Consider the following 13639-nt stretch of genomic DNA (forward strand, 5'->3'; position numbering starts at 1 on the left):
ACGACATGAACAAGACCAGAAGTCTGCTGCAAGCCGGTGTGCTGGGCCTGTCCCTGCTGGCGACCAGCGTCATGGCTGCGGTATCCGCCGACGAGGCGGCCAAGCTGGGCAGCACCCTGACCCCGATGGGTGCCGAGAAGGCCGGCAACGCCGACGGCTCCATCGGCCCGTGGGAGCCGCTGTCGAAGACCGCAGGCAGCGTCGACGGCAAGGGCTTCCTGTCCGACCCGTACGGCAGTGAAAAACCGCTGTTCACCATCACTGCGCAGAATGCCGACCAGTACAAGGACAAACTCTCGCCCGGCCAGTTGGCCATGTTCAAACGCTACCCGAACACCTACAAGATCCCGGTGTTCAAGACCCATCGCGGCGCAACCGTCCCGGCCGATGTGTTCGCTGCCATCAAGGAAAACGCCACCAAAACCACCCTGGTGGAAGGCGGCAACGGCCTGAGCAACTTCCGCACGGCGGTGCCGTTCCCGATCCCGAAAAGCGGCCTTGAGGTGATCTGGAACCACATCACCCGCTACCGCGGCGGCAGTGTCAGCCGCCTGGTGACCCAGGCCACGCCGCAGCAGAATGGCTCGTTCAACCCCGTATACTTCTCCGACCAGTTCGTCTTCCGCGACAAGATGAAGGACTACGACCCGAACAACCCAGGCAACATCCTGTTCTACTTCAAGCAGGAAGTTACTGCGCCTGCGCGCCTGGCCGGGACTGTGCTGCTGGTGCACGAAACCCTCGACCAGGTGAAGGAGCCGCGCAAGGCGTGGATCTACAACGCCGGCCAACGCCGTGTGCGCCAGGCACCGCAAGTGTCGTATGACGGCCCAGGTACCGCCGCCGACGGCCTGCGTACGTCGGACAACCTGGACATGTTCAACGGTGCACCGGACCGTTATGACTGGAAGCTGGAAGGCAAGAAGGAACTGTACATCGCCTCCAACGCCTTCAAGCTGGATGACCCCAAGCTGAAGTACGCCGACATCATCAAGGCCGGGCACATCAACCAGGATCTGGCCCGTTACGAGCTGCGCCGCGTCTGGCACGTAGTTGCAACCCTCAAGCCAGGCCAGCGGCACATCTACGCCAAGCGTGATTTCTACATCGACGAGGACACCTGGCAGGCTGCGGTGATCGACCAGTACGACGGCCGTGGCCAACTGTGGCGCGTGTCCGAGGCCCATGCTCAGCCTTATTACAACGTGGAAGTGCCTTGGTACACCCTGGAAGCCATCTACGACCTGCAGTCCGGTCGTTACCTGGCCCTTGGGATGAAGAACGAAGAGAAACGTGCCTACGACTTCGGCTTCAGTGCCAGCAAGGCCGATTTCCAGCCCGCAGCGCTGCGTCAGTCGGGTATTCGCTAAGCTGAAATCACTGAACGCCGTGTGATCCCCAGAACGCCCCGGCTCGCCGGGGCGTTTCTATTTCCTGAACCGGCCTCTTCGCGGGTGAACCCGTTCCTACAGGTTCCGCGGTAGGAGCGGGTTCACCCGCGAAGAGGCCGGGCAAGGCAATAAACCTCCTGAATACCTCTCCAAACCCCTGCCCCAGCCCCCTGTCCATCAGCCATGTTGCTTTTTGTCGCAGTCTTTTCCGCGCCTATTGCGCCCATCATCTTCAAATGCGCAGCGTTAACGGCTAGTCTCGCAAACATCCATACCGCCGTTGTCTTCCAACCAGAACGAGCCGGCCATGACAGATCTGTCCCGTACCCATGGATTCGCAAGTCAGGCCCTTGGCCTGCGGGACGGGCGTTTCTTCCGGCCACCGCTGCCGGACGGCCATGTGCCGCGCCTGCGTTTGTGCCAGCGGCTGGAAGCCGGTTTGGGCGGGCGGCTGCTGCTGGTCAATGCGCCGGCGGGTTTCGGCAAAAGCTCCCTGGCCATCGAGTTTTGCGAAACACTGCCCGAGCACTGGCGCAGCCTGTGGCTTGGCCTGAGCCAGCGGGACGCTGACCCTGGCCGCTTCCTTGAGCGCTTGCTTGAAGGCCTGCAGCAATACTGCCCGGCACTGGGCGGCCAGGCCATGGGCCTGCTGAAAATGCGCCAGCGCCACCAGCCGTTTGCCTTTGAAGAGTGGCTTGACGGCCTGCTCGACGAGCTGGCGCTGTACCTGCAGGCTGATACGCCGCTGCTGCTGGTGCTGGACGACTATCACCTGGCCCAGGGGCCGGTGCTCGACCGTTGCCTGCAGTTCTTCCTCAATCACCTGCCCCCCGGGCTGGTGTTGCTGGTGACCAGCCGCCAGCGGCCAGACTGGCACCTGGCGCGCCTGCGCCTGTCCCGGCAGTTGGTCGAGCTTAACGAACAGGACCTGCGCCTCACCGCGGATGAGTCGCTGGCGGTGATCGGTCGCCAGCCTACCGGCCTGCGCGGCCAGGCACTGGACAACCTGATCCAGCGCAGCGACGGCTGGGTGGCCGGGTTGCGTTTCTGGCAACTGGCGGCCAGCGACAGCGCCGACGAGCAAGCCTTGCCCCAGGCGCTGCATGGTGGCGAGGGCCTGATCCGCGACTACCTGCTTGAAGAAGTCATCGACAGGCTACCTGCGGACGTGCAGGCCTTCCTGGACGAAACCGCCTGCCAGGAGCGTTTCTGCGCTCCGCTTTGCGATGCGATGCGTGGCCGCCACGACAGCGCCGCCGTCCTGAGCTTCCTGCAGGCGCATCAGGTGTTCCTTGTGCCGCTGGACGAGCATGGCCACTGGTTCCGCTATCACCATTTGTTCTCCGACCTGCTGCGCAGCCGCCAGGCGAGCGAATCGCAGGTCGCTCTGCATTTGCGGGCCTGCCGCTGGTTTGAAGCTCAAGACCTGCTGGACGAGGCGGTGGAGCAGGCTTTGCGTGCCGGCCACCTCGATGTTGCCGCCGACCTGGTGCAAAGTCTGTCCGAGGAGCAACTGCTGGCCGAGCAGAATGTCGGCATGTTGCTGCGCTGGAAGATGGACCTGCCCGACAGTCTGTTGATCAGCACGCCGCGGCTGATCGTGCTGTACAGCTGGGCGTTGGGGCTGGCTTGCCAGCTGGATGCTGCCGAGGAACTGGCTGGCTACCTCAGTCGCTTTCTGCCCGCGCCTTCGGCGACCGCACAAAAGTCGATGCTGGCCCAATGGCTGGCACTCAGTGGGGTCATTGCCCGTGGCCGTGGCGACCGCGAGCGCACCCTGGCCTATTGCGGCGAAGCGCTGCAGAGCCTGCCGAGCAAGCGCTATGGCCAGCGGCTGGTGTGTTTGTCGACGCTGTCCAACCTGGCCATTGCCGATGGTGACTTCTGGCGGGCCCGAGGCTGGAACCGCGAGGCCCTGGAGCTGGCCCAGCGGGTCGGCAACCCCTTGTTCGAGGCGCTGGCGCATTACGATCGGGCGCGGGTGCTGCATGCCCGTGGCGAGGTGCTACGTGCGCTGGACGAAGTGCGCCAAGGGCTGCAACGTCTGCAAGGGCTTTCGGCGCAGCGGCTGTATGCCGTGCGTGCGCGGCTGACGCTTTACGAAGGTTACCTGCTGGTCTCGCGTCTGCAGCCGGCGCAGGGCCGCGCGCGTTTGCGCGCGGGGCTGGGCGAGGCGCGAGCGTGCCGGGACATCAGTGTGCTCATCGGTCATTGCGTGATTGCCACGCTCGATGGCCGGGAAGGTCACTTTGCCGAGGCCTTTGCCGAACTGGCCGAGGCAGAGCGCTTGATGCACATCTGGGATGTGCCCCCGGTCTACTACCTGGCCATGATTACCCTGGTCAAATGCGAACTGTGGCTGGCCCAGGGGCGTACCGATCTGGCGGAGTCCTGGCTGCAGCGCCTGGGCCAGACCTATGGCGGCGAGCAGCCGGCGGCGGCACCGGAGTTCCATCCGCTGCTGCCGTTGCACATTGCGTTGCAGCAGGCAGCGCTCGATCGCATCCAGTTGCGTAGCGACGATGCCGTGCAACGCCTGGCATGCCTGGTAAAGCGCGGCCAGGACAGTGGCGGCATGATGCTCGCCGTCAGCGCCCTGAGCCAATGGCTTTCCCTGCTGTTGGACGAAGGCAAGGAAGGGCAGGCCGCGCAGTTGCTGCCAAGCTTGCTGGAAGCGGCGCATGGCGGTGTGATGCAGCCGATGCAGCCACTGCTGGAAAAACACCCGCAATGGCTTCATGAACAACTGCAGGCAGGTGCCGCTTGCCCGGTTCAGGCGGAACTGCTCAAGCACCTGCCGCCAGTGTCAATCGCCAGTACGGGCAACGGCGAAGCGCTGAGTGGCCGCGAAATGGCCGTGCTCGAACTGATTGCCCAAGGTTGCTCCAATCAGCAGATCAGCGAACGGCTGTTCATTTCCCTGCACACGGTGAAGACCCACGCCAGCCACATCAACAGCAAGTTGGGCGTGGAGCGGCGCACCCAGGCGGTGGCCAAGGCCAAATCCCTGGGGTTGCTGGCGTGATACTGGCCCTGTAGGTCATTGCTCGTTAAAGTGATGGCCTGACGCCATATTTTCTGGCCGACAATGCTCTACCCTCATCTTTCCCGACCAGCTGCCGATACAGCTATCGGTGGCATCGCCTCGCGCGATTTTTCAATCATTCCAAGGCAGGTCGTGTTGATGCTGCAGTACGGGCAAAAGAGCTTTCTGATCGTCGACGACTTTACCGACTTTCGTACGTCGACCCGTTCCATGTTGCGCGAGTTGGGCGTGCGCGACGTGGACACCGCTGACAGCGGCGAGCAGGCGCTGCGCATGTGCGCGCAGAAGCGCTATGACTTCATCCTGCAGGACTTCCATCTGGGTGATGGCAAGAAGAACGGGCAGCAGGTGCTTGAAGACCTGATCATCGACAAGCACATCAGCCATGAGTGCGTGTTCATCATGGTCACTGCCGAGAGCAGTCAGGCGATTGTTCTCAGCGCCATCGAGCACGAGCCCGATGCCTACCTGACCAAACCGTTCAACCGGGTTGGCCTGGCCCAGCGCGTCGAGAAACTGTTCCAGCGCAAGACGTTGCTGAAGCCGATCCTGCAGGCGCTGGACCGCAACCGTCCGGCCGAAGTACTGGCGGCCTGCGCCGAGCTGTGCAAGAAGGATCCGCGCCTGGCACCCTTGTGCTTGCGCTACCGGGCCGATGCCCTGCGCAACCTCAACCGTTTCGAGGAACTGGAAAAATTCCTCAAGGCCATCCTGGCCAGCCGTCCGCAGCCGTGGGTATATGCTGCATTGGGCGCACTGATGCACAAGCGTGGTCAGAATGCTCAGGCCCAGGGTGTATACGAGCAGGCGCTCAAGGCGTTCCCGATCATGCCAGGCCTTTACGATGGCATGGTCGAGGTGCTGGTGGCTCAGGGGGATACCCGGCGCGCGCAGAACTTGCTTGAAGAAGCCGTGCGCCTGTCGCCTTTGTCGGTGCGTCGGCAGTCGACGCTGGGCAAGCTGGCGCTGGAGAACGAAGACTTCGAGAGCGCATCGAAGGCGTTCCGTCATGCGGTGAACCAGGGGCAGAGTTCGCGCTACAAGGATGCCGAAAACAACCTTGGCCTGGTGCAGGCGTTGATGAGCAAGAATGCAGGCTTCGGCCTGGACGCCCGTACCCGGGTCGAGATCAACACCACGCTCAGCGAAGTGGCCAAGGAAAACCCCGAGGACCAAGGCTTGCAGGTGCGTGCGCGGATGATGAAGGCTGCCAGCCTGCAGCAGGCCGGCGACCCGGAAACGGCCGGCAAGTTGACAGAACAGGCGATTCAGCGCCTGGACAAGATGAACCAGTTCTTCTCGGTCGATTCGGCCCTGACTGTCGCTGCGCAATTGCAGGCGATGGGGCAGGAAGCCGCCGCCATCGGCGTGCTGAAGAACTGTGTGGAAAGTTATGGCGATGACCCCAAGGTCATGGAGAAAGTGGGCAAGCTGACGGATGACCCCAGCGTGCTCAACGCCATTACCGAAGCGGTCACCCTCAACCGGCAGGGTGTGCGCAGTTACCAGGGAGGGCAGCTTGGCGAGGCGTTGCAACTGTTCCGAAAGGCATTGGGTTTACAGCCGAAGAACATCAGCATCGCCCTCAACACCGCCCAGGCGCTGCTGCGCATCGGCGGTGACAACCCTCAGCCTGCGATCATGCAGGAGTGCCGCGACGCCTTGACCAGCGTGGCCGGGATCCCTGCCAGCGACAATCGCTATGACCGTTACCGCAAACTGCACATCCGAGTGTTCGGCGCATGAATCAAGACAATCAGGGGCTGGATTTTTCCACGGTGATCGCCTCCACCGTGCACGACCTCAAAAGTTCGTTGTCGGCGCTGATCCAGTCCCACAGCCAGTGGGTGGAACGCTTGCCCGAGGAACTGCGCGGCGGTGCTGAACAGGGGATCATGGAGCATGAATTTCGTCACCTCAACGGCATGCTGGTGCAGTTGCTGGGCTTGTACAAACTGGGTGTGAACCAGTTGCCGGTATGCCCGGATTACCATGAGCTGGATGATTTCATCGAAGCCCAGCTGGCGGCGCACGAGGAAGTACTCAAGCACAACGACATTCTCGCCACCTGGCGTATCGACACCGACAACCCGCTGGGTTTCTTCGACCGCGAACTGGTGGCCTCGGTGATCTCCAACGTCATCACCAACGCCACCCGCTTTGCCGGGCACGCCTTGCTGATCACCATCGAAGAGGCCGATAACCAGTTGGCCATTTGCGTCAATGATGACGGCCCGGGTTATCCAAAGCACATGCTTGAGCGCCAGGAGGAGTACATCCAGGGCATCGACTCGACCAGCGGCAGTACCGGCCTTGGGCTGTATTTTGCGGCGCGGATCGCCGCGTTGCATGAAAGCGGCGGGGTGCGCGGGCGGATCGAGATCTCCAACGGCGGGGCGCTTGGGGGTGGGTTGTTCAGGTTGTTTTTGCCTTGAGGTATTGGGTGCCTGGGCGATCGAGCGCCGCCCGCGCGGCGCTCGATCTCACAGGCGCCACTTCGCTCAAGACATGAACCTCGTGCACCCACCCCATTTTCCTGTCAGGCTCCCAGCAGAACCCAGCTTCACCTGCGAGAACACCATGACCCAAGCCCCGCCTGCTCTCATCCGCGAAACCTTCCCTGTCGGCCCCTTGCAGTGCAACTGCACGCTGATCGGCGACCCCCTGACCAAGAAAGCCATTGTCGTGGACCCGGGTGGTGATGTGGACAAGATTCTTGCCCGCCTGCAGGTCCACGGCCTGACGCTGGTGAGCATCATCCACACCCATGCGCACTTCGACCACTTCCTCGCCTCAGGCAAGCTCAAGGAGCTGACGGGTGCCACGCTGCACCTGCACAAGGACGACCAGGTGCTGTGGGACAACCTTGAGATGCAGTGCCAGATGTTCGGCGTACCCTACACGCCGGTACCGGCACCGGACCGCTGGCTGGGCGATGACGAAGAACTGGCCTGCGGCTGCGGTGTGGCGTTGCATACGCCAGGCCATACCCCGGGCTCGATGAGCTTCTGGTTCGCCGACGCCAAGTTGTTGATTGCCGGTGACACCCTGTTCCGCCGGGGTATTGGCCGCACCGATTTATGGGGTGGCGACCAGCGGGCAATCGTGCGTTCCATCAAGGAGCGGCTGTACCGGCTGGACGAAGAGGCCGTCGTGGTGACCGGCCACGGGCCCGACACCCGTTTGGGCGACGAGATGCGTGAAAACCCATTCGTGCGGGCCTGATGGCACATGAAGGCACTTTCATGGAATTTTTCGTTGCCGATGCGTTCCAAGGCTGGCATAGAACCCCTTGGGATCTGCCGCATTTATGAATTTCAGTAGGAGCTTGTCCATGTTCACCATGCGTCGTCTGATTATCGTCGCAACCGCCGCTGCACTGATGACCGGCTGCGCCGGTCAGAACCCTTACGACAACCAGGGTCAGGCGCAGGGCTCCACAGGGATGAGCAAGACCGCCAAGTACGGCGGTTTGGGCGCGCTGGCCGGTGCCATCGCGGGTGCCGCCATCGACCACAACAACCGTGGCAAGGGGGCCCTGATCGGTGCCGCAGCAGTGGGTGCTGCCGCTGCAGGTTACGGCTATTACGCCGACAAGCAGGAAGCCGAGCTGCGCGCACAGATGGCCAACACGGGTGTGGAAGTGCAGCGTCAGGGTGACCAGATCAAGCTGATCATGCCGGGCAACATCACCTTCGCCACCGACTCGGCCAACATCGCCCCAAGCTTCTACTCGCCACTGAACAACCTGGCTGGCTCGTTCAAGCAGTTCAACCAGAACACCATCGAAGTGGTCGGCTTCACCGACAGCACGGGCAGCCGCCAGCACAACATGGACCTGTCCCAGCGCCGTGCGCAGGCGGTCAGCACCTACCTGACTTCGCAGGGTGTGGATGCCTCGCGTATCTCTGTACGTGGCATGGGCCCGGACCAGCCGATCGCCAGCAACGCTGACGCCAATGGTCGTGCGCAGAACCGCCGTGTGGAAGTGAACCTGAAGCCGATTCCGGGTCAGCAGTATGAGCAGCAAGGTCAGGTTCAGCAGTATCCCTGATTGACCTTCCGGGCCGCTTTGCGGCTCTGTGGGGGCGGGCAGACCCGCTCCCACAAGGCTTGCAAAGAAGCCTCTGCTTTTAGCGCGCCACGCTGGCCTGAATCGCCGTCAGGGCAATGGTATGCACGATATCGTCAACCTGCGCCCCTCGCGGCAAGTCATTCACCGGCTTGCGCAAACCCTGCAGCATCGGCCCCAGGCTGACCCCGTCGGCACTGCGCTGTACCGCCTTGTGCGTGGTATTGCCGGTATTCAGGTCGGGGAACACGAACACCGTGGCGCGCCCGGCCACCGGGCTAGCCGGCGCCAGCTCTCGGGCGATGGCCGGGTTGGCCGCTGCGTCATACTGCAACGGCCCGTCGATCAGTAGCTCCTGCGCCGCGTCCTGTGCCAGGCGTGTCGCTTCGCGCACTTTCTCGACTTCTTCATCGCTGGCCGAATCGCTTGAATAACTGATCATCGCCACCCGTGGCGCGATGCCGAAGGCCTGCGCCGAGGCGGCACTCTGTTGGGCAATCTCCGCCAGTTCGGCAGCGCTTGGGTGCGGGTTCATCACGCAGTCGCCGTACACCAGCACCTGCTCGGGGAACAGCATGAAGAACACCGATGAGACCAGGCTCGAGCCGGGTGCGGTCTTGATCAGCTGCAGGGCCGGGCGGATGGTGTTGGCCGTGGAGTGCACCAGGCCCGAGACCAGGCCGTCCACTTCGTCCAGGGCCAGCATCATGGTGCCGATCACCACGGGGTCTTCCAGTTGTTGCTCGGCCATCGGTGCGTTGAGGTTCTTGCTTTTGCGCAACTCGACCATGGGTTCCACGTAGCGTCCGCGAATCAGTTCGGGGTCGAGAATCTCCAGCCCCGGCGGCAACGTGATGCCCTGGGCGCGGGCCACGGCGTCGACGTCTTCGGGTTTGGCCAGCAGCACGCAGCGAGCGATGCCGCGGGCCTGGCAGATGGCTGCAGCCTGCACCAGCAGTGGCTCGGCGCCTTCTGGCAGGACGATGCGCTTGTTGGCCTGCTGCGCACGCTGAATCAGCTGGTAGCGGAACACTGCCGGCGACAGGCGCAGTTCGCGCGGCGTGCCGCAGCGCTGGTGCAGCCAGGCCGCGTCGAGGTGGCTGGCGACGAAGTCGGTGATGAACTCGGCACGCTCGCGGTCGTCCACCGGGATTTCGCGGTTCAGCGAGTTGAGCTGGTTGGCGGTGTCGTACGAGCCGGTGCTGACCGAAAGGATCGGCAGGCCGGCCTGCAGGGCACCGCGGCACAGGCCGAGGATACGCACGTCAGGCTTGCTGTCGCTGGTCAGCAGCAAGCCGGCCAGGGGTACGCCATTGATCGCTGCCAGGCTGACAGCGAGGATGATGTCGTCGCGGTCGCCCGGGGTTACCACCAGGGTGCCCGAGGTCAGTAGCGGGACCGTGTTGGCCACCGTGCGTGCACAGATGATGATCTTGCTCATGCGCCGCTGCTCGTAATCGCCGGCATTGAGCACCTGGGCGCCGAGCAGCTCGGCCACATCGCGTGTCCGCGGCGCGTTCAGCTCGGGCTGGTAGGGGATGCAGCCAAGCAGGCGGAAGTCATTGCCACGCAGCAATGGCGAGTGCTCGCGCAGGCGGGTGGCGAAGTCCGCCATGCTCTCGTCGGTACGCACCTTGTTGAGGATCACCCCCAGTACTTTCGGGTCGCGTGGGCCGCCAAACAGTTGGGCCTGCAGTTCGACCCGGCCAGACAGCTCGCTGAGCACTTCGTTTTCCGGGGCCGATACCAGGATTACCTCGGCATCCAGGCTCTTGGCCAGGTGCAGGTTGACCCGCGCTGCGTAGCTGGCGTGGCGCGTAGGCACCATTCCCTCGACCACAACCACGTCATTGCCGACGCAGGCTTGCTGGTAGAGGCGGATGATTTCTTCAAGCAGCTCGTCCAGTTGGCCATCGCCGAGCATGCGCTCGACGTGGGCCAGGCTCAGTGGGACCGGTGGCTTGATGCCGTGAGTGCGGGCGACCAGTTCGGTGGAGCGCTCGGGGCCGGTGTCACCCGGGTGGGGCTGGGCGATAGGCTTGAAGAAGCCGACCTTCAGGCCGGCACGCTCCAAGGTGCGCACCAGGCCCAGGCTGATCGAAGTCAGGCCGACACCAAAGTCGGTCGGCGCAATGAAAAATGTCTGCATGCGTGCTTCTCGAAATAAGCGGTGCAAGAAATTAGCGGTCAAGGGTAGCGCTATCGGCCCCTTGTGCGCACCAGCCGCAAGCGAAAGGCTGGCCGATGTGTTGCGCACGTTGTGCCGGGTCGAGCACCCAGGGGCGTGCCTGCCACGGCGGCTGGTGGCGCAGGTGCTGGGTATGGCCGCACGAAAGTTCCGCCACCCAGTGGCCTTCTTCGTCCTGATGAAAGCCGTTGATCCGACTGATGGGCCGTTGCTCGTCTGCACCACGTTCGCAATCGGACGATGGCAAGGTTACACTTGTCCGCTCTACATTCTTTTGCAAAAGGTCTTGCCCCATGCTGATCGCCGCCAACAAGGCTGTCTCCATCGACTATACCCTGACCAACGACGCCGGGGAGACCATCGACAGCTCCGCCGGTGGCGCGCCGCTGGTTTACCTGCACGGTGCCGGCAATATCATCCCGGGCCTGGAAAAAGCCCTGGAAGGCAAGCAGGCTGGTGACGAGCTGAACGTTTCCATTGAACCTGAAGAGGCCTACGGCGAGTACCTGGCCGAACTGGTCAGCACCCTGAACCGTAGCCTGTTCGAAGGTGTCGACGAGCTGGAAGTGGGCATGCAGTTCCACGCTTCGGCGCCGGACGGCCAGATGCAGATCGTCACCATCCGCGACATCGACGGCGACGACGTCACCGTTGATGGCAACCACCCACTGGCCGGTCAGCGCCTGACCTTCCAGGTCAAGGTTGTGAACGTGCGTGACGCCAGCGACGAAGAAATCGCTCACCGTCACATCCACGGTGAAGGTGGCCATCACCACTGATTTTCTGCGCTAAGCTCAGAAAGTCGCCAGGCGCTCGGGCAAGCCGATTTGCCTTCCTACGGGAGGTGAACGGTTTGGACGAGCGCCTTTTTAGTGGGCGGAATTCGCCTGCACGGCAACCGGGAACCTGAGAGGGGATTTCATCATGAGTGCATTTCACGACCTGAAACTGGAAGCGCTGAACGGCGGAGAGCTGCCCCTCGCCCCCTTCAAGGGCCAAGTGGTGCTGGTGGTCAACGTTGCCTCCAAATGTGGCCTGACGCCGCAATACAAGGCCCTGGAAAACCTCTACCAGATCTACAAGGACAAGGGCTTCAATGTGCTTGGCCTGCCGTGCAACCAGTTTGCCGGGCAGGAACCGGGTAGCGAAAAGGAAATCCAGGACTTCTGCAGCCTCAACTACGGGGTCAGCTTCCCGCTGGGGGGCAAGCTGGAGGTCAACGGGCCGCAGCGCCATTCGTTGTACCGCCTGCTGGCAGGGGAGGGGGCCGAGTTCCCCGGTGACATTACCTGGAATTTCGAGAAGTTTCTGGTGGGCAAGGATGGCCGGGTGCTGGCGCGTTTCTCGCCGCGCACGGCACCGGATGACCCGGCGGTGGTGCAGGCCATCGAGAAAGCCCTGGCCTGAAGAGTGCCTGACGTGATGTTTTGGCACCTGTGAGATCGAGTGCCGCGCGGGCGGCGCTGGATCTCACAGGCGCTGCAAACATTGCGCAGAACGCCCAGCCGTAGCACCAGGTTGCCGGCATGCGCTGTTCAGATACCCCTCGAACTGTTCGACAATCGCCGGCCAGCCCTGGCGGCTGGCATGCTGTCGCGCATTCAGGCGCACCCTGCGCAAGGTCTCCACTTCTTCCAGCAACCAGCACGCTGCATCGACAAACGCTGCCTGGTCCCCCGGCATCGCCAGCGCGCCGCTGTGGCCATGGCGAATATGCTGCGCTGCGGCCGCCTCGTCATAAGCAACTACCGCCAACCCTGAGGCCATGGCTTCGAGCACCACATTGCCGAAGGTCTCGGTCAGGCTCGGGAACAGGAACAGGTCGCCGCTGGCATAGTGCTCGGCCAGTCGTTCACCGCGCTGGGCGCCGCAAAACACGGCGTCCGGTATCTCTTGTTCAAGCCTGGCGCGCTGAGGCCCGTCGCCGACCATGATCAGGCGCAGGCGCTTTTGTGGATACGTCTTGCGTAATGCCTCGAAGCAAGGCCGTAGCAAGCCAAGGTTCTTTTCCGCCGCCAGCCGCCCGACATGCAGTACGGCGATGTCCTCCGGGCCTAGCCCCCAGCTTTCGCGCAGGGCCCGGCTGCGCCGGGCCGGATTGAACAGGCAGGCATCGACCCCTCGGGCCAGCAACTCCAGGCGTTCGAAACCACGACGCTCCAGCTCCAGGCGCTGGCTGGCACTCGGCACCAAGGTGATTGCCGTGCGCCGATGGAACCAGCGCAAGTAGTGGGTGAGCAGGCGCGCCAGCAGGCCAAGGCCGTACTGGCCGGAATACTGCGGGAAGTTGGTGTGGAAGCCACTGACCACCGCCACCCCCAGGCGTCGGGCGGCGCGTAGTGCGCTGAGCCCCAGCGGCCCCTCGGTGGCGATGTACAGTACATCCGGGCGCTGCCGGCGCCAGTGGCGCAACAGCTTGTGCATCGACACCTCGCCCCACTGCAAACCCGGGTAGCCAGGCAGCGCCCAGCCGCGGCACAGCATCAGGTGCGGGTCGTTGTGCGCGTGCCCTTCGCCGGCCTGGCGCGGGCGCACCACCTCGACCTCATGGCCGCGTTGGCGCAACCCATCACTGAGGCGGCCAAGGGTGTTGGCCACGCCATTGATCTCGGGTGGGAAGGTTTCGCTGACCAGGGTAATGCGTAGGGCGGGTGTATTCATGACAAAAAGTTTCCGCCTGCCGGGTTGCGCTAATGTGACCGCCTTGTGACGTAAAGATGACGCCTGACTGCCGGCACTTTTGCCTTCATGAATATTTCCTCGCACAGCACTCAAGAAGGTGTCGCCGGCAGCCGATGAAGATGCATTCGACTACGTGATGCGCTCCAGGAGAGCGGTGATGTTCAACAACAAGCTCAAGCAAGAAATCCGGCAACTGCGCGAAGACCTGATGTCCATCGAACAGGTCAAGAGTAGTCTCGACAGCGAGATGTTGGTGCTGC

At 63.0% G+C, this 13639-nt stretch carries 11 protein-coding genes; 8 read left to right on the top strand and 3 right to left on the bottom strand.

Annotation, left to right across the window (positions count from 1 at the left end; genetic code table 11):
• Nucleotides 1-5: 5 nt before the first annotated feature.
• The 6 genes from V7787_RS05690 (at nucleotide 6) to V7787_RS05715 (ending at nucleotide 8491) form a co-directional block, all read left to right on the top strand.
• Complete coding sequence (locus tag V7787_RS05690) at nucleotides 6-1370, top strand: DUF1329 domain-containing protein (RefSeq protein ID WP_010952007.1); 1365 nt, start codon at nucleotides 6-8, stop codon at nucleotides 1368-1370.
• A gap of 328 nt (nucleotides 1371-1698) precedes the next feature.
• A complete protein-coding gene (locus V7787_RS05695; protein WP_064490771.1) occupies nucleotides 1699-4416 on the top strand; it encodes a LuxR C-terminal-related transcriptional regulator in 2718 nt (905 codons plus the stop codon).
• Between the two features lie 159 nt (nucleotides 4417-4575).
• Complete coding sequence (locus V7787_RS05700) at nucleotides 4576-6183, top strand: response regulator (RefSeq protein ID WP_336086383.1); 1608 nt, start codon at nucleotides 4576-4578, stop codon at nucleotides 6181-6183.
• Nucleotides 6180-6872 (top strand): sensor histidine kinase, encoded by a 693-nt coding sequence (locus V7787_RS05705; RefSeq protein WP_003247329.1) that lies wholly within the window; start codon nucleotides 6180-6182, stop codon nucleotides 6870-6872. Before V7787_RS05700 ends, V7787_RS05705 begins: the two co-directional genes overlap by 4 nt.
• Before the next feature lie 145 nt (nucleotides 6873-7017).
• A complete protein-coding gene (locus V7787_RS05710; protein ID WP_198747998.1) occupies nucleotides 7018-7662 on the top strand; it encodes an MBL fold metallo-hydrolase in 645 nt (214 codons plus the stop codon).
• A gap of 109 nt (nucleotides 7663-7771) precedes the next feature.
• Nucleotides 7772-8491: an OmpA family protein gene (locus V7787_RS05715; RefSeq protein ID WP_003247328.1), complete on the top strand. Its 720-nt coding sequence runs from the start codon at nucleotides 7772-7774 to the stop codon at nucleotides 8489-8491.
• 79 nt (nucleotides 8492-8570) lie between these two features.
• On the opposite strand, the gene pta is transcribed toward V7787_RS05715, so the two are convergent.
• Nucleotides 8571-10658 (bottom strand): phosphate acetyltransferase, encoded by a 2088-nt coding sequence (gene pta / locus V7787_RS05720; protein WP_010952014.1) that lies wholly within the window; start codon nucleotides 10656-10658, stop codon nucleotides 8571-8573.
• A gap of 31 nt (nucleotides 10659-10689) precedes the next feature.
• On the bottom strand, nucleotides 10690-10992 hold the full coding sequence (locus V7787_RS05725; protein WP_010952015.1) for a DUF3565 domain-containing protein: 303 nt from the start codon (nucleotides 10990-10992) through the stop codon (nucleotides 10690-10692).
• On the opposite strand from V7787_RS05725, the gene V7787_RS05730 reads away from it, so the two are divergent.
• Complete coding sequence (locus tag V7787_RS05730; RefSeq protein WP_003247325.1) at nucleotides 10991-11476, top strand: FKBP-type peptidyl-prolyl cis-trans isomerase; 486 nt, start codon at nucleotides 10991-10993, stop codon at nucleotides 11474-11476. The genes V7787_RS05725 and V7787_RS05730 overlap by 2 nt on opposite strands.
• Before the next feature lie 145 nt (nucleotides 11477-11621).
• A complete protein-coding gene (locus V7787_RS05735) occupies nucleotides 11622-12104 on the top strand; it encodes a glutathione peroxidase (protein WP_014589696.1) in 483 nt (160 codons plus the stop codon).
• A gap of 63 nt (nucleotides 12105-12167) precedes the next feature.
• Here the strand turns inward: V7787_RS05735 and V7787_RS05740 are convergent, their stop codons facing one another.
• On the bottom strand, nucleotides 12168-13358 hold the full coding sequence (locus V7787_RS05740; RefSeq protein WP_064492553.1) for a glycosyltransferase family 4 protein: 1191 nt from the start codon (nucleotides 13356-13358) through the stop codon (nucleotides 12168-12170).
• Nucleotides 13359-13639 lie beyond the last annotated feature (281 nt).

Source organism: Pseudomonas sp. CGJS7 (genome assembly GCF_036961695.1).

Coding starts and splice junctions, on each gene's coding strand:
- pta (WP_010952014.1), bottom strand. CDS start 10,658: ATGCAGACATTTTTCATTGCGCCGACCGACTTTGGTGTCGGCCTGACT.
- V7787_RS05700 (WP_336086383.1), top strand. CDS start 4,576: ATGCTGCAGTACGGGCAAAAGAGCTTTCTGATCGTCGACGACTTTACC.
- V7787_RS05725 (WP_010952015.1), bottom strand. CDS start 10,992: ATGGGGCAAGACCTTTTGCAAAAGAATGTAGAGCGGACAAGTGTAACC.
- V7787_RS05690 (WP_010952007.1), top strand. CDS start 6: ATGAACAAGACCAGAAGTCTGCTGCAAGCCGGTGTGCTGGGCCTGTCC.
- V7787_RS05695 (WP_064490771.1), top strand. CDS start 1,699: ATGACAGATCTGTCCCGTACCCATGGATTCGCAAGTCAGGCCCTTGGC.
- V7787_RS05730 (WP_003247325.1), top strand. CDS start 10,991: ATGCTGATCGCCGCCAACAAGGCTGTCTCCATCGACTATACCCTGACC.
- V7787_RS05740 (WP_064492553.1), bottom strand. CDS start 13,358: ATGAATACACCCGCCCTACGCATTACCCTGGTCAGCGAAACCTTCCCA.
- V7787_RS05710 (WP_198747998.1), top strand. CDS start 7,018: ATGACCCAAGCCCCGCCTGCTCTCATCCGCGAAACCTTCCCTGTCGGC.
- V7787_RS05705 (WP_003247329.1), top strand. CDS start 6,180: ATGAATCAAGACAATCAGGGGCTGGATTTTTCCACGGTGATCGCCTCC.
- V7787_RS05735 (WP_014589696.1), top strand. CDS start 11,622: ATGAGTGCATTTCACGACCTGAAACTGGAAGCGCTGAACGGCGGAGAG.
- V7787_RS05715 (WP_003247328.1), top strand. CDS start 7,772: ATGTTCACCATGCGTCGTCTGATTATCGTCGCAACCGCCGCTGCACTG.